The following is a 14,826-nucleotide window of genomic DNA, read 5'->3' as shown; positions in this document are numbered from 1 at the left end:
CAATAATAAATTATTATTGAATTTTTCTCCGAAATCTGCGATAATAGGAATATAACATTTTTAAACAATGATTATAAGCGTTCTTTGTTTATATGAATTAAAGTTCAGAAGGAGAATAATTATGGCAAAAGATCTTGAATCCTACAAAGTACTGGTAGACTTTTTAGCAGATTATTTAGGAGAAAACACAGAGGTGGTACTGCACGACCTCTCGGACTGTCAATCATCGATTGTGGCAATCCGAAATGGCGATATCAGCGGACGTGAATTAGGGGCTCCGGTTACGGACTATGGCCTTAAGCTCATTAAGAATGAGGCCTACAAAGAAGCACCATACCGTGTAAACTATCGGGGAATGTCTCCGAGAGGCAACATTATACGTTCGGCAACGTATTTTATTAAGGATGATGACGGCGAGCTGATCGGCCTGCTCTGTCTGAATATGGATTGTCAGAAATTTGCAGAAGCCCGGGATATCCTCGAATCGCTCATTACGGTTGAACCACTCAGAAAAGATGAAGAGACTGAAGAAAACTTCAATATTAACGTCAAAGAACTGGTCATCAATAACATGAGCCGTGTGCTGCCAAGCAATCACGGAGACCTTAGGAAAATGGGCAAGCAGGAAAAAATTGAAGTGGTTGAAAGACTTCAGGGACTTGGAACCTTTATGGTTAAAGGGACCATCTGGCATGTGGCGGATATGCTCGGTGTTTCGGTACCGACCGTTTACCGCTACCTGGCTACCATTAAGAAGGAAAATGAATAAAAAACTTTGTGTGCAAAATGAGAACATGAAACTGTCAGCGCTGTTCGGTATCGAACAGCCTGACTTTGTTACGGTCACCGGAGGCGGTGGTAAGACGTCTTTGCTCTCCTGTTTAGGCAGTGAGCTTAAGGATAAGGGCAGAACCCTTTTAACCACCACCACAAAAATGCGTTATCCATATGCCTTTGACGGCGAGGTGATCATAACAGCGTCGTATAAGGCGCTGTTGAGCCGTTTAGTGAAACAGGACAGTGACCTGTATTATTTTGCAGAACGCTGTATTGAGGATCATAAGGTAAAAGGGGCGGCACCCGAGCTGTTGGACTGTCTGTTTAAAGAGCTGGAGGACTGGATTTTTCTGAATGAAGGAGATGGAGCTGGAGGAAATCCCTATAAAATATACAGAGAGTGGGAACCGGTTATTCCCCAAAACACAACGAAGCTGATTCATGTGATTGGCTGTGAGCTTTTAAACGAATCCATGAGCGATGTGAACCTGCACCGCTGCCCTCGGAATTTGAAGGGAAAGCGTTTTGATCTCGCTTTTTTCAGGGAGAGTATGGACTGGTTCGTGAGTGAGAAACTGAAAAACTTTAAAAATCCAAAATTTTTGCTTGTTAATAAGGCAGATAGTGGAAATGAAAAGAAAGCAGAGATGCTTTGTGAAGCGGCAAAACCTTATTTTGACGGTTGTATTGCTGCGTCTTTGCGTGAAGGGACCTGGTATTTATGTTAGGAGCTGTTATTCTTGGAGCAGGATTGTCACGCCGCATGGGCAGTGAAAAGCTTCTTTTGCCCATCGGCAGAAAAAGGATTCTGGAAAAAACCATTGATGGTGTGGCAGAAAGCTTTGGGGATGTAATCGTTATTGTAACGCGAAATGCCATTCTTGGCAGTATTGAGACGGGTAAAGGGCTTATTTATTTAGTCAATGATCAGCCAGAGCTTGGACAGTCGACTTCTTTAAAAATAGCAGTCGCTTATCTCGCGAAGCATTATCCGGAGTGTCAGGGTATTCTGGTGTTCCTTGGTGATCAGCCTCTGGTCAGCAGGAAGCTGGTGGGGCAAATAGAACAGGCGATTATGAAAAATCCGACGAGCATAATAATGCCGGAATATAAAGGCCAGAAAGGGCACCCCGTAGCTTTTGGAAAATGCTGGTTTAAGGAGCTGTTGACAGTCTCAGGTGATGCCGGGGGCCGGGGGATTATAAAAGAACACACCGAGGCGCTGATAAAAATTCAGGGAGACAGAACCTGCGTCATGGACGCTGACACGCCTGAGGACTATCGGCGTTTACTGGAATATTATGAAAAGGAATGGTCTGAGAATGAAAATTAGTGAAACGATTATTGTGCGTGGAGCCGGAGATATTGCCACCGGTACCATATACCGGCTTTATAAAGCGGGATTCAGAGTGATTGCCCTTGACATTGAAGCCCCTACTGTTATCCGGCGCACTGTTGCGTTTGCCCAGGCCATTCACGATGGTACGGCTGTTGTGGAAGGAGTGATGGCGAGGCGCTGTGAGTCCATTGAGGAGGCGTGCTATTGTTTGAAAAGGGATGAGATACCCGTCTGTGTCGATCCAAGAGGTGATATGATCCGGATGGTCCGTCCGGATGCGGTGGTTGACGCAATACTTGCAAAAAAAAATCTGGGAACGACCAGGGATATGGCAAAAGCCGTTATTGCTCTGGGACCTGGCTTCACTGCAAAAGAGGATGTTGACGCTGTGATTGAAACCAACCGGGGGCACCACCTTGGAAGAATTTTGTATGAGGGAATGGCGGCAAGAAATACCGGTATTCCTGGAAATATTGGCGGTTACACACACGAACGGGTAATACACGCGCCAGATTCTGGAGCGATCCGGCTGTGCCATGATATTGGGGATTTGGTAAAAAAGGGTGAATGTCTTGCCTTTATCGGAGAAACCCCGGTTATATCTAAGCTCGACGGTGTGCTGCGCGGTATGATTTCCCATGGTACGAATGTTAAAAAAGGATTAAAAATAGCCGATGTCGACCCACGAGGTGATACAGCCTATTGCCATACAATTTCGGATAAGGCCCGTAACATCAGCGGTGGGGTACTGGAGGCAGTTATGCATTTACTGAAGGAGTAGAAGCGGCGGTAATAGGGCAGCGAAAGCTTAAGGAGCGTGCAGGATGAAAGGGATTTATTTTGACAATGCCAGTACCAGTTGGCCAAAAGCTCCGGGAGTGGCGTCTGAAATGGCAGGCTATCTGGAGAATATTGGCTGTAATGTGGGACGGGGGAGCTATGGACGGGCGTATGTGGTGTCAAGAAAGGTTTATGAAACCCGTGAGAAGCTGCGCTGCCTGTTTGACGCCGAGGATAATAAAAACGTCATTTTTACAGCAAATGTCACGCAGGCGATCAACACGGTGCTTAAGGGTTTTCTGAGACGGGGAGACCATGTGCTTATTTCTGGTTTGGAGCATAATGCCGTGGTGAGACCGCTGGAACATCTGAAGCAGACAGGTGTTACCTACGATGTGATTCCATGTGACAATCTGGGTAACTTAGAAGTAACGTGTATTGAAAAGATGATAAAGCCAGAAACCAGGGCTGTTGTTATGACGCATGGTTCTAATGTAAGCGGAAATATTCTGCCCGTTGAGGCTGTGGGGCGGATATGCACAAGCCGTGGCCTGTATTTTATTGTGGATACGGCCCAGACAGCCGGTCTGCATGACATCAGTATGAAAAAAGCCAACATCAGCGCCCTGTGCTTTACCGGGCACAAAGGGCTGATGGGGCCACAGGGGATTGGCGGTTTTCTGGTGACAGACGAATTGGCAGAGCAGATGGTCCCACTGTTAGACGGAGGCACAGGAAGTGTATCAGACCAGCTGGATATGCCGGGATTTTTGCCGGATCGGTTTGAGGCTGGGACGCTGAATCTTCCGGGAATTTATGGACTCAGCAGCGCGTTGGATTATCTGAGCTCAGTTGATAAAAACGAGCTCCTTATGATTGAAGAACAGTTAATGGGTGCTTTTATCCGTGGTGTCGAAGCCATTGACAGCCTGCGCCTTGTCGGAACTGCGGATCACCGGAACCGTTGTGCCCTGGTTTCGGTAGATTGCCTGACAAAGGACAATGCGCAGATAGCTTTTGAGCTGGACAGGGATTACGGCATTATGACGCGGGTGGGAATGCACTGCGCTCCGCTTGCGCACAGGTCCTTGGAAACCTATCCCCAGGGAACACTGCGCTTTTCCTTCAATCATTTCAATACACGAGATGAAGTGGACTGCGCTTTGGAGGCTCTTCAAAAAATCACAACAGAATGAAAGGATAAATGCCATGTCAGAAAATAAACCGAAACGCTTGACCGAAATGGTCAGAAATTGCGGATGTGCCGCGAAGCTTGGACCAGGCGCTCTGTCAAAGGTCTTAAAAGACCTTGAACTTAAAGGCTGTGACAGCCTGATCATCGGGCTGGAAAATTCGGATGATGCTGCGGCTTACAGGATTAATGACAAGCAGATCCTGCTCCAGACCCTGGATTTTTTTCCACCCATTGTGGATGACCCTTATCTCTTTGGACAAATTGCCGCGACCAATGCCCTGAGCGATATTTACGCAATGGGCGGAAAGCCGCTGACCGCGATGAATATTGTCTGTTTTCCAGAAAAGGAAGACAAAGGAATTTTATCCGAAATTTTGAGAGGCGGCGCGGATAAGATACAGGAGGCCGGAGCTGTTTTGGTAGGCGGACACTCAGTCGATGATACTGAGCCCAAATATGGCCTGTCAGTGACTGGCATAACGGACTGCCTGCATCTTTGTGGGAACTGCCATGCGCGGGAGGGTGACAAGCTCATTCTTACCAAGCCTGTCGGTACCGGGATTATCGTATCCGCGATCAAGGGCGGCATTGCAACGGATGAATCGCGTGAAGCAGCGATTTTGTCCATGACGACGCTGAATAAGACAGCCTGTGAGGTTATGGGCTTATACGATGAGGTGCACGGCTGTACCGATATTACCGGTTTCAGCCTGGGTGGTCATGGAATTGAGATGGCCAAGGCCAGCCATCTGAGTATGGAGCTTGAGGCTTCGGCCATTCCGCTTCTGCCTGGAGTCATCGAACTGGCGGAGATGGGTATTGTGCCTGGCGGCACATATCGGAACAGGGAATACTTTGGACCAGATTACAGATCATCGGTGAGTGGACAGATGGAGGACATCATTTTTGACCCCCAGACTTCCGGCGGTCTGCTGATCAGCGTAGCGCCCTCTGAGGCGGAGAATCTTTTGAAAACCCTGAAGGTTGAGCTGAAAACAGACTGCGCGCTTGTGGGACAGCTTACAGACAGGCAGGACAAGGCCCTGATCATAAGAGAATAAAGGAGAAAGCATAATGACAAAAATAATTGATGCCATGGGTAAGGCGTGTCCCATGCCGGTCATCATGGCCAAAAAGGAAATTGAAGCAAATCATGACAGCTTTATCATAACCGTTGACAACGCCATTGCGGTGGAAAACCTGAAAAAACTGGCAACAAGCAAAAACTATGACGCTGCAGTAAGCGGTAGTGGAGAACGCTTTGAAGTCCGGTTTATTACAGATGGCCGGGAAATACCAGAGACAGAGATGAATGTAATGCCTGATGGCAGCTCCGCTGCCTTTGGAACAGGTAAGTGGGTCGTCTTTATGGGAAAGGACTATATCGGCGAGGGCGACTATGAACTGGGAAACGCCTTGGTAAAAATGTTTTTTTATACCCTTTCCCAGGCCGATGATGTGCCGGAGAGCATCTTGTTTATGAACAGCGGCGTTAAGCTGACAAGCCTGGATGAGCAGGTGGTTGCCCATTTACAGGCTCTGGAGGACCGGGGTGTAAAAATATTGGTCTGCGGAACCTGCCTTGACTATTATAAGCTCAAGGATAACCTGAAGATTGGTGAAATCAGCAATATGTATGACATTACAGAAAAGATGTCTGCCGCCTCAAAAGTCATTACACTGTAATTATGAAAGAACAAGATTATTATTTGCTGACCTTTGCCAATACCCATGCGGCAATGATGGCCGAAGGAATTTTAAAGGGCCTTTTTGAAATCACGATTATTCCGACGTTAAGGGAGATTTCAGCGGGATGCGGTATTTCAATCGCTATTAAGGCATTGGATATAGAAAACGTATTAAAACAGCTGAAAACAGCGAAATTTGATGAAGCACTGATGGACACCTACGCAGTGCACCACAGAGATGGAAAAATCTGTCCAGAACCAGTGTGTTCCAAATAAAACTAAACGAGGCAGTGAAAATGGAAAGTGTAAAAACAACAGAGGCTGTAGGTCTGATACTATGCCACGATATGACACAAATTATAAAAGATGCGTTTAAAGGCCCGAGGTTTCGGAAGGGCCATGTGATTCAGGAGGAAGATATACCGGTGCTTTTATCCATGGGAAAGGAGCACGTATATATTTGGAAAAACGACCCAGGCATGGTTCATGAGAATGCCGGGGCCGAGGTGCTGTACCGGATATGTGCAGGCGAGCATATGTCGCCTTCGGAGGTAAAAGAAGGAAAAATTGAGGTGATCGCAGAGATCGACGGATTGCTGAAGATAGACAGCGGAAAGCTGAAAGCGCTCAATGCACTGGGTGAGCTCATGATTGCCACCAGGCATGGGAATTTTCCAGTTAAAAGGGGCGATAAGCTGGCAGGAACCCGGATTATTCCACTGGCCATTGATCAGGATAAACTGGACCGCGCGGTAGCCCTGGGGGGCGGAGAGCCCATTCTCAAGCTGCTGCCTTTTAAAAGAAAGAAGGCGGCTGTCATCAATACTGGGAGTGAACTTTATGCGGGACGGATTGAGGATGCTTTTGGTCCTGTGATCAAGGATAAGCTGGATGAATATGGAGTCGAGGTTATAGCACAGGAGATTCTTCCCGATGATGAGGCGCTGGTTTCAGGAAAAATCAGTGAATTCATTGAAAAAGGCGCCGAAATAGTCATCTGTACCGGAGGCATGAGCGTGGACCCCGACGATATTACGCCAAACGCCATTCAAAAGACTGGCGCTGAGATTGTCAGCTATGGTGCGCCGGTATTGCCGGGGGCAATGTTCTTATTGGCTTATGAGGGCGAAATACCCATCATGGGGCTGCCGGGATGCGTGATGTACGCCAAAAGAACGGTGTTTGATCTGGTGCTCCCAAGGGTATTGGCAGGGGAAAAACTGATGCCGGAGGATTTGTCCTCTCTGGGTGAGGGCGGTTTGTGCCTGAACTGTGAAGTCTGCACCTACCCAAACTGTGGGTTTGGAAAGTAGAGGACGACATGAAGAATTTTTACAAAGCGCTTAAGCTTTCAAAAAAGAGAAATGAACCCCTGGCATTCGTTACGATCGTTAATTTTCATGGCTCTGCACCCAGAGGGACGGGTGCCTGGATGGCTGTTTATAAGGATGGCACCACCATTGGTACCGTGGGTGGTGGTGCCATGGAATACGATGCCCAGAAGGAAGCTCAGAAACTGTTTGAAACCAAAACTTCTTTTATGAAAGAATACATACTGAGGCCAAATGAAGCCGGTGATCTCGGCATGGTATGCGGCGGCAACGCCACACTGTATTTTCAGTATTTATCTCCCGATAATCGACAGACAGAAAATCTGATAGAGGGGCTGGGAAGAGTCTTTGAATCCAATGAGGATGCCTGGCTGTTAACTAGCTGGGAAAAGCCTGCGGCATTTGAGATGATCGTGGTTGATGAAAGGATGAAAGAAACAGCGCCTTTCGATGACGAATTGTTTCAAAAAGAAAGTCGATTGTTTAGGAAGAATGAAACCTGTATTTTTTCACAGCCATTGCTGCAAAACGAACGGGTTTATGTGTTTGGCGGCGGGCATATCGCTAAAGAGCTTGTGCCGGTGCTCAGCCATCTGGACTTTAAATGTGTAGTCATTGATGATCGGGAGGTGTTTGCCAACAAAGAGTCCTTTCCAGACGCGGAGGAGGTCTTTGTCAGTGATTTTAAAAATATCAGCACATTTTTAAAGATTGGCCCTTCAGATTATGTGGTCATCATGACCAGAGGACACCAGAACGATTATCTGGTAGAGGCGCAGGTCCTTAAAACAAATGCCCGCTATATAGGTGTTATTGGCAGCAAGAGAAAAACAGCAGCTGTTAATGAAAAGCTCATGAGGATTGACGGCTTTACGCAGGAAAGACTGAGCATGGTTTATACACCGATTGGAAAGGCAATCAAAGCAAAAACACCAGCAGAAATAGCGATCAGTATTGCAGCAGAGCTGATTGAAGTGAGGGCATCCGACAATGTATAAAAGCTTTTAAATCATGGAGGTGATTGTATGGCAGAGGGTTATTCGCCCCTTCTGATTTCATTAAAAACAGCCATTCTGGCAACGGCTGTTACTGTTGTCCTCGGAATTCTGGCAGCCCGGCTGGTTATCCGTCTTCCAGAAAAGGCCCAGTGGCTGACCGATGGCATCCTGACGCTGCCGCTGGTTTTGCCCCCCACAGTTATTGGTTTTTTTCTGTTGATGATTTTTGGCAAAAACAGCCCTTTGGGACAGGTACTGCTGCAGTTAGGGATACGCGTTGTTTTTTCGTGGAGCGGAGCGGTTATCGCCGCCATTGTCGTTTCCTTTCCGCTTATGTACCGCACGACCAAGGCTGCTTTTGAACAGATGGATCAGAACCTTATTGATGCCGGGAGAACGCTGGGGCTTTCAGAACGCTATATTTTCTGGCGAATCAGAGTTCCGGTAAGCCTGCCGGGGATTGGAGCTGGTATGGTACTGGCTTTTGCCCGGGCGATTGGCGAATTTGGGGCGACACTTATGATTGCCGGGAACATTCCAGGCAAGACACAAACCGTTCCCCTGATCATCTACACGGCGACAGCGGCTGGAGATATGCATTTAGCCATGCAGTGGGTAGCCGTTATCGTCGCCATCTCACTGCTTTCCATCGGAGGCATGAATATCTGGCTGGCCCGGCAGGAAAGAAAGGCAGGCGGAGCATGAGTATACTGGTAGATATTGAAAAGCAGTTTAAAGGGTTTAATTTGAAAGTACAATTTGAAAGCGGTGAGGGAGTGAACGGTTTGCTGGGTGCCTCCGGGTCGGGAAAAAGCATGACCCTGCGATGTATTGCAGGGATTGAAAAGCCAGATAAAGGACGAATCATAGTCGATGGTGTTACCTACTTTGATGCTGAAAAGAAAATCAATCTGTCGCCTCAAAAAAGGAACGCCGGCTATCTTTTTCAAAATTACGCGTTGTTTCCGAATATGACGGTAAGGCAGAATATCACAGCCGGTATGAAGAAAGGCGCGGAATGTACACAGAAAATCCTGCAGCAAATGCTTGAGCGCTTTCAAATTAATGAATTAGAGAACCGTTACCCGGCACAGCTTTCAGGCGGACAGCAGCAGCGTGTGGCGTTGGCAAGAATTTTTGCGCGCAGCCCGAAAGTACTCATGCTGGATGAACCCTTCTCTGCTTTGGACACCTTTTTAAAGTGGGAACTGCAATGTGAGGTTTCAAAAATTTTGAAGGACTATGAAGGGACTACGCTTTTTGTCTCGCATTCGAGAGATGAAGTCTTTGCCATTTGCGAGTGTGTTGCAGTAATCAACGACGGAAAAATCGATCGATTTGGTGCGTTGCGAAATGTTTTTGCTGATCCCATATCCATTTCTGCTACGAAACTAACTGGTTGCAAGAATATTTCAAGAATAATCCCTTTGCAAGACCATTGCTTTGAGGCAGTGGACTGGGGTTGTGTGCTTTGCTCGGACGTTTCACTTTCGAAGGATATTACCCATGCGGGTATCCGGGCGCATTTTTTTGAACCGACAGAACATCCTGGTGAAAACACCATTCAGATAGAGATTGAGAATGTTATCGAATCCCAATTTAAGGTGTCTGTTTTATTCAAACCTTATGGAAAGGAGGTGAACCGTCCGCTGTGCTGGGATTTTGAACGTGTTCACTTTGGAAAAGAACCTGGGCGTGAATTTCCCCAATATTTAAAAATTTCACCCCAAAATATCATATTAATGAAAGGATAAAAAACATGAAAAATGTAAAAAGATTAATTATTACTGTTTTGACAGGCGCCTTAGTTTTTGGATTTACCGCTTGCAGCACACAAAACAATGCACAAACAGGAGACAGCACAGACAATATCAACCTGACCATTTCGGCAGCTGCCAGTTTAAAAAATGCCATGGAGGAACTGACACCAATGTACCAGGAGGCCAATAAAGGGCAGACATTAACTTTTAATTATGGCGGTTCTGGTGATCTTCAGAAACAGATTGAGAATGGTGCGCCGGCAGATGTTTTTATCTCTGCTGCACAAAAGCAGATGGATGCTTTGGAACAGGAGGGGCTTTTGGCAGGTGGAACTCGTGAAGATTTGCTGAAAAACAATCTGGTTTTAATTGTGCCCCAGGGAAATACGGAGATCACGACCATTGAGGATCTTGGTACAGATAAGGCTGTTCAGGTGGCGTTAGGTGAACCGAGCGCAGTACCTGCCGGTCAATATGCTGAAGAAGCGCTGACCAACCTTAATCTTTTAGACAGCGTAAAGACAAAAGCTGTTTATGGTAAAGATGTTACACAGGTATTGACCTATGTAGAAAATGGGGAAGTGGATGCAGGGCTGGTCTACGAAACGGACGCAAAATCAGTCCCAGATAAGGTTGCTATTGTCAGCAAAGTTCCGGAAAGCAGTTACAAAACCGTTATTTATCCGATGGCTGTTCTTAAGGACAGTACCCAGCTGGACGCGGCTAAAAATTTTGAAAGTTTTTTAAAAAGTGATGAAGCTAAAGTTGTTTTTGAAAAATATGGCTTTGAGCCATTATAAATGGGAATAAAACTTTTTAAGAGGAAAACTCACCATTAAAAAAGCCCGGAGAATGCCGGGCACATGTAATGTGTGTCTAACGAGGGGTTCGCGGTTAAACAAATCAAGGAGTTAGGGAGAAAACCGCGTGTTGCTCATGAAGTAAGTTAGACTCATCGAACTCGTTTATATTATATCGGATTGTCAAAGAAATATCAAGCTGTTATTTTGAATTTTTTTAAAATATTTTGTTTAAAAAAACGATTCGAGGATATAAATATTTTCGAGCAATCATACTTCAATTAAAAATCTACCTCCCAAATTTTCTCTTTAGTAGTCCCCTGTCAAAAGACGGGGGGCTTATTTTATATTAAAATGATAAACAAAAACTGTGGTTGATTTTAACGCATTGTATGGTTTTGTATGAAGGCTGGCGATGGATTTATTTTCAAATGATTATTGCCATCACACTCTTTTATATATATTTAATAGGAAGGTAAATTTAATTTTTCGTGGATTTTCAGTGTAAAAGGGTATAAAATATCAACAGAGTGAATATAATTTCATTCTGGGAATCTATTATTTATAAAAAGCCACGCTATTATTACCGATTAGCGACAAAAGATACTACAATGATGGGCTTTTGTCTAAAATTTGCATTTAAAACCATTTCAAAAACAAAAATAGTGGTTGCTTTGTATACACAAAGTGCTATAATGGGTTCAGACTAGAATTAATTTTTGAAGAAGGAGGTCGTTATTAGGATGATAAATGAAGTGCTTCATCAGATTATCGATCTGGACAACCGGGCCAAGAAAATTAAAGCCAGCGCCACAGCCCGTGCGGAAAAAATCGTATCCGATACCAAAGACGAATTGAAAGAAGAAGAAACGAATGTTATCACCACTGCAAAAGAAGAAAGTAAACACAATTATGACGTTGAAATCAGGAAAGCTGAAGAAGAGAAAGATAACGCCATAAAAGAAATGTCTAGCTCGATTAAATCATTGCGAGAGCAGTACGAAAGTGCAAAACAAGAAAGTGCAAAAAGAGTTTTGGACGAACTGTTTCAGTCGATCTGATTCTTGAAAAATTTAAAGAAAAGTAGTGAAGATTAATGGCGAATAGTAATCATGCGTGTGTGAACACGAAATTATTGGCAATGAAGTCAAAGATGCTTGGAACTCAGGATTACGAGGCGCTGATTAAAGCCCCTTCGCTGAATGACCTTTTTTATTACCTGAAGGACAATACCTATTACGGGCCATTTCTGGAGGAGGTTCACACGGACCATCTTCACCGCCTGGAACTGGAAGTGCCCCTCACCCGGATGAAGATTTATGAAATTGAGAAGCTGATGCATTATCTGCAGGGAGAAGAAAAGACCTTTGTAAAAACTTTGCTGATCCGTTCAGATATTGAAAGCCTTCGTGTTTTGATCCGCGGGATTGCCCGCGGCGACAATCTTGAAGAACTCGCCGGGTTTTTGGTCTATTCAGAAAAGTATACCAACATACCCTTTGACAAATTGGTAAAAACAAAAGATTGGGACAGCTTTAAAAAAGCCCTGGTCGGCACAGATTATTATCGTCTTCTCGAAATCTACAAGCAGGTAACCGTAGAGGATGACCTCTTTCCCATTGAAAAAGGGCTGGAACGTTATTACTACGATAAGCTGAAGAACAACCTGAACAAGCTGGATCAGAAGAAGAACAAGGACCTTATCAAGACAACGCGCGAGGGCATTGATCTTTTAAACCTGGTTTGGTTTTATCGTGGGAAAAAGTTCTATCACCTTTCCCGTGAGGAGCTGCTGGCCTATGCGCTGCGCGGCGGTCTTAAGATTAAAGAGAAAGATATTCAGCATATGAGTGAGATCAAAAACATGGATGCCCTCCATGAAGTCATGAAATCCTACAGTGAATATGCTTTTCTGTTTAATCATTCGAAAACACTGGACCTGTATATGGAAAGAAGACGTGAACGATTTATGTACTATGCCTATCTGAAGCTGTTTAGCGGAACAGAAGCTGGCCTGGGAAAAGTCGTTGCATTCATACGGCTCATTGAATACGAAATTGAGGACATTACCTCCATTATCGAAAGCAAGCGCTACCGTATGTCTGTAGAAGAAACAGAAAAATTTTTAATCAGATCTTTTGAGTAAGATGTGAAAGGAAGTATTATATGGCTATAGAAAATGTTATGATGATGAACGTTGTAGGCAAAATAAACTACGTCGACCGTTTCGCTAAAGACATTTTTCTTTTCAATGATATCCAGATTGTTGATGCCATGAACGAAATTGATACCGGGCGTTTTACTTTGCCAGTCTGCGAAGAAAACATCGGTGAGCTGCTGGGATTTGCCCAGCTCGTTCCTGGCGAGAACATGGTGGATGAGAAGATTTTTGTGCAGAAGGTGCAAAAATTAAATGAGCTTTACGACAATAAGCTGACCCTGGATACAAAAGCCCTGTCCAAAAAGGAATACGACCTTGGTGAAATCCTTGAAAAAACCGATCGTTTCCAAAACTATCTGGATACGGAATTTGAAAATCTTGGAAAAGCGCGGGAAGAACTTAAAAGAGTTAACACGAGTATCGAAGCCTACGAATACATCAAAAATATTGATGTGAAAATGGAAAATTTAAACAACATGGAATACTTCACCTATACCATCGGCTCTGTCTCTAAAGACAATGCGGCCCGGTTAAAGAGTATTTACAACACGGTTACTTCCATTGTGTTCCATGTGGGGGACACCAGCCAGAACGAAGAAGTCTTTATGATTATTTCGCCTAAGGATTTTGAGGTGGAAACCAACCGTATTTTAAAGGCGCTGAATTTCAAGCTGGTTGAAGGCTATGATGATGCTTATGTAAAAGCACCGGGTGACATTTTAACAGACCTGGGGCTCGAAAAAGTAAAACTGGAAAAAACAATTTCCGAAAATGAAACGCTGCTTGAAAAGCACCGTGATGAAAACAAAGTGGAGGCCGAAGAAGTTTTTAATGTGCTCACACTTTATGCAAACTTGAATATTATTAAAAAGTACATGGCTTTCAGTGAAGAAAACTTCTATTTTTCCGGTTGGGTCTCCAAAAAAGACAGAGCGGCCCTGGAAAAGATCGCTGCGCAGTATGACAATATGATTGTCATGTTCACCGATCCCGACGCCGCTAACAAACCGCCGACAAAAATGAAAAACAACTGGGTTTTCAGGCCCTTTGAGACACTGGTAAAAATGTACGGGGTGCCAGCGTATAACGAGTTAGATCCCACCCCATTTCTCAGTATCACATATTTATTTTGCTTTGGATATATGTTTGGGGATGTAGGCCAAGGTCTTGTCCTATTACTGGCCGGCTATATCTTAGGCAAACGGGGAGTAGAACTGGGGCATGTTATTGCACGAATGGCATGCAGTTCCATTATTTTTGGCTTCATATACGGAAGTATATTTGGTAATGAGTCGATTCTGCCGACACTTTGGGTCAGGCCCTTTGAAAACATCAATACGGTGCTTTTGACGGCAGTCGTGCTCGGTGTAGTCATGCTGTTTATTGCTTATCTGTACAGCATTATCAACAAGCTGCGAGCGGGGGACATTAAAGAAGGACTCTTTGGCAAGAATGGTATTGCCGGCTTTGTCCTTTATATCAGCATCTTGTTGTGCGCGCTCTGCGCTACGGGAATTATCCCGGGCGGCAGTGCTTTTACACCGTTTTTGGCAGTTCTTGCAGTCGCTTTGGTCATCTTGGTGCTGCTGCGTGAGCCTATTGCCAATACCATCAGAAAAAGAAAATTATACGATACATCCGCAGGGGATTATTATGTGGAAAGCGGTTTTGAGCTTTTTGAGATGCTGCTGGCCATGCTCAGCAACACCCTGTCGTTTATCAGAGTCGGGGCCTTTGCGCTGACTCACGTTGGACTGTTTATGGCATTTGAAACCCTGGCCACAATGGTGGGCGGCGGTTTCGGTGGTGTGATTGTTCTGATCATTGGTAATGTTTTAATCATCGTGCTGGAAGGTCTGATCGACTTTATCCAGTGCCTGAGATTACAGTTCTATGAACTGTTCAGTAAATATTACACAGGCGACGGGGAAGAGTTTGTTCCTCTGAGCAGTGAAATCAGAAACACACTTTAATAAAAATAACATGATCAATATTTC

At 44.9% G+C, this 14,826-nt stretch carries 16 protein-coding genes; all 16 read left to right on the top strand.

Annotation, left to right across the window (positions count from 1 at the left end; all coding sequences use genetic code 11):
• Window positions 1-121 precede the first annotated feature (121 nt).
• Window positions 122-769 (top strand): helix-turn-helix transcriptional regulator, encoded by a 648-nt coding sequence (locus B2M23_RS18845; RefSeq protein WP_013380741.1) that lies wholly within the window; start codon window positions 122-124, stop codon window positions 767-769.
• Window positions 762-1,505, top strand: coding sequence for a selenium cofactor biosynthesis protein YqeC (yqeC, locus tag B2M23_RS18840; RefSeq protein ID WP_038351470.1), 744 nt, complete (start codon window positions 762-764; stop codon window positions 1,503-1,505). The genes B2M23_RS18845 and yqeC overlap by 8 nt, the downstream gene beginning before the upstream one ends.
• Window positions 1,499-2,110: a nucleotidyltransferase family protein gene (locus B2M23_RS18835; protein ID WP_081571298.1), complete on the top strand. Its 612-nt coding sequence runs from the start codon at window positions 1,499-1,501 to the stop codon at window positions 2,108-2,110. Before yqeC ends, B2M23_RS18835 begins: the two co-directional genes overlap by 7 nt.
• Window positions 2,100-2,897 (top strand): selenium-dependent molybdenum cofactor biosynthesis protein YqeB, encoded by a 798-nt coding sequence (gene yqeB, locus B2M23_RS18830; RefSeq protein ID WP_038351472.1) that lies wholly within the window; start codon window positions 2,100-2,102, stop codon window positions 2,895-2,897. Before B2M23_RS18835 ends, yqeB begins: the two co-directional genes overlap by 11 nt.
• A gap of 43 nt (window positions 2,898-2,940) precedes the next feature.
• A complete protein-coding gene (locus B2M23_RS18825; protein WP_038351473.1) occupies window positions 2,941-4,092 on the top strand; it encodes an aminotransferase class V-fold PLP-dependent enzyme in 1,152 nt (383 codons plus the stop codon).
• A 13-nt stretch (window positions 4,093-4,105) separates the two neighbouring features.
• On the top strand, window positions 4,106-5,152 hold the full coding sequence (selD, locus tag B2M23_RS18820; RefSeq protein WP_038351474.1) for a selenide, water dikinase SelD: 1,047 nt from the start codon (window positions 4,106-4,108) through the stop codon (window positions 5,150-5,152).
• A 13-nt stretch (window positions 5,153-5,165) separates the two neighbouring features.
• The gene (yedF, locus tag B2M23_RS18815; RefSeq protein WP_038351475.1) at window positions 5,166-5,777 is read left to right on the top strand and encodes a sulfurtransferase-like selenium metabolism protein YedF; all 612 of its coding nucleotides are present in this window, start codon (window positions 5,166-5,168) and stop codon (window positions 5,775-5,777) included.
• A 2-nt stretch (window positions 5,778-5,779) separates the two neighbouring features.
• Entirely contained in the window at window positions 5,780-6,055 is a 276-nt protein-coding gene (locus B2M23_RS18810) for a putative Se/S carrier protein (RefSeq protein ID WP_038351476.1), read from the top strand.
• 20 nt (window positions 6,056-6,075) lie between these two features.
• Complete coding sequence (locus tag B2M23_RS18805; RefSeq protein WP_038351477.1) at window positions 6,076-7,092, top strand: molybdopterin-binding protein; 1,017 nt, start codon at window positions 6,076-6,078, stop codon at window positions 7,090-7,092.
• Window positions 7,093-7,100: 8 nt separating this feature from the next.
• Complete coding sequence (locus tag B2M23_RS18800) at window positions 7,101-8,108, top strand: XdhC family protein (RefSeq protein ID WP_038351478.1); 1,008 nt, start codon at window positions 7,101-7,103, stop codon at window positions 8,106-8,108.
• Window positions 8,109-8,135: 27 nt separating this feature from the next.
• A complete protein-coding gene (modB, locus tag B2M23_RS18795) occupies window positions 8,136-8,813 on the top strand; it encodes a molybdate ABC transporter permease subunit (RefSeq protein WP_038351479.1) in 678 nt (225 codons plus the stop codon).
• A complete protein-coding gene (locus B2M23_RS18790; protein WP_038351480.1) occupies window positions 8,810-9,862 on the top strand; it encodes a sulfate/molybdate ABC transporter ATP-binding protein in 1,053 nt (350 codons plus the stop codon). The genes modB and B2M23_RS18790 overlap by 4 nt, the downstream gene beginning before the upstream one ends.
• Window positions 9,863-9,867: 5 nt before the next feature.
• Entirely contained in the window at window positions 9,868-10,668 is an 801-nt protein-coding gene (gene modA / locus B2M23_RS18785; protein WP_038351481.1) for a molybdate ABC transporter substrate-binding protein, read from the top strand.
• A gap of 743 nt (window positions 10,669-11,411) precedes the next feature.
• The gene (locus B2M23_RS18780) at window positions 11,412-11,729 is read left to right on the top strand and encodes a hypothetical protein (RefSeq protein WP_038351482.1); all 318 of its coding nucleotides are present in this window, start codon (window positions 11,412-11,414) and stop codon (window positions 11,727-11,729) included.
• 35 nt (window positions 11,730-11,764) lie between these two features.
• Window positions 11,765-12,814: a V-type ATPase subunit gene (locus B2M23_RS18775; protein WP_038351483.1), complete on the top strand. Its 1,050-nt coding sequence runs from the start codon at window positions 11,765-11,767 to the stop codon at window positions 12,812-12,814.
• Window positions 12,815-12,834: 20 nt separating this feature from the next.
• Window positions 12,835-14,802 carry a V-type ATP synthase subunit I gene (locus tag B2M23_RS18770; protein ID WP_038351484.1) on the top strand — a complete coding sequence of 656 codons (1,968 nt, stop codon included), beginning with the start codon at window positions 12,835-12,837 and terminating at the stop codon, window positions 14,800-14,802.
• The last annotated feature ends 24 nt before the right edge of the window (window positions 14,803-14,826 follow it).

Origin of the sequence: Eubacterium limosum (assembly GCF_000807675.2) — a bacterium.
Taxonomy (GTDB): domain Bacteria; phylum Bacillota; class Clostridia; order Eubacteriales; family Eubacteriaceae; genus Eubacterium; species Eubacterium limosum.
The sequence above is the reverse complement of the archived record's forward strand: the minus strand, read 5'-3'. Positions and strand labels throughout refer to the sequence as shown.

Bases quoted from the DNA above. Each gene is read 5' to 3' on its own strand.
- B2M23_RS18845 (WP_013380741.1), top strand. From the start codon at position 122: ATGGCAAAAGATCTTGAATCCTACAAAGTACTGGTAGACTTTTTAGCA.
- yqeC (WP_038351470.1), top strand. From the start codon at position 762: ATGAATAAAAAACTTTGTGTGCAAAATGAGAACATGAAACTGTCAGCG.
- B2M23_RS18835 (WP_081571298.1), top strand. From the start codon at position 1,499: ATGTTAGGAGCTGTTATTCTTGGAGCAGGATTGTCACGCCGCATGGGC.
- yqeB (WP_038351472.1), top strand. From the start codon at position 2,100: ATGAAAATTAGTGAAACGATTATTGTGCGTGGAGCCGGAGATATTGCC.
- B2M23_RS18825 (WP_038351473.1), top strand. From the start codon at position 2,941: ATGAAAGGGATTTATTTTGACAATGCCAGTACCAGTTGGCCAAAAGCT.
- selD (WP_038351474.1), top strand. From the start codon at position 4,106: ATGTCAGAAAATAAACCGAAACGCTTGACCGAAATGGTCAGAAATTGC.
- yedF (WP_038351475.1), top strand. From the start codon at position 5,166: ATGACAAAAATAATTGATGCCATGGGTAAGGCGTGTCCCATGCCGGTC.
- B2M23_RS18810 (WP_038351476.1), top strand. From the start codon at position 5,780: ATGAAAGAACAAGATTATTATTTGCTGACCTTTGCCAATACCCATGCG.
- B2M23_RS18805 (WP_038351477.1), top strand. From the start codon at position 6,076: ATGGAAAGTGTAAAAACAACAGAGGCTGTAGGTCTGATACTATGCCAC.
- B2M23_RS18800 (WP_038351478.1), top strand. From the start codon at position 7,101: ATGAAGAATTTTTACAAAGCGCTTAAGCTTTCAAAAAAGAGAAATGAA.
- modB (WP_038351479.1), top strand. From the start codon at position 8,136: ATGGCAGAGGGTTATTCGCCCCTTCTGATTTCATTAAAAACAGCCATT.
- B2M23_RS18790 (WP_038351480.1), top strand. From the start codon at position 8,810: ATGAGTATACTGGTAGATATTGAAAAGCAGTTTAAAGGGTTTAATTTG.
- modA (WP_038351481.1), top strand. From the start codon at position 9,868: ATGAAAAATGTAAAAAGATTAATTATTACTGTTTTGACAGGCGCCTTA.
- B2M23_RS18780 (WP_038351482.1), top strand. From the start codon at position 11,412: ATGATAAATGAAGTGCTTCATCAGATTATCGATCTGGACAACCGGGCC.
- B2M23_RS18775 (WP_038351483.1), top strand. From the start codon at position 11,765: ATGGCGAATAGTAATCATGCGTGTGTGAACACGAAATTATTGGCAATG.
- B2M23_RS18770 (WP_038351484.1), top strand. From the start codon at position 12,835: ATGGCTATAGAAAATGTTATGATGATGAACGTTGTAGGCAAAATAAAC.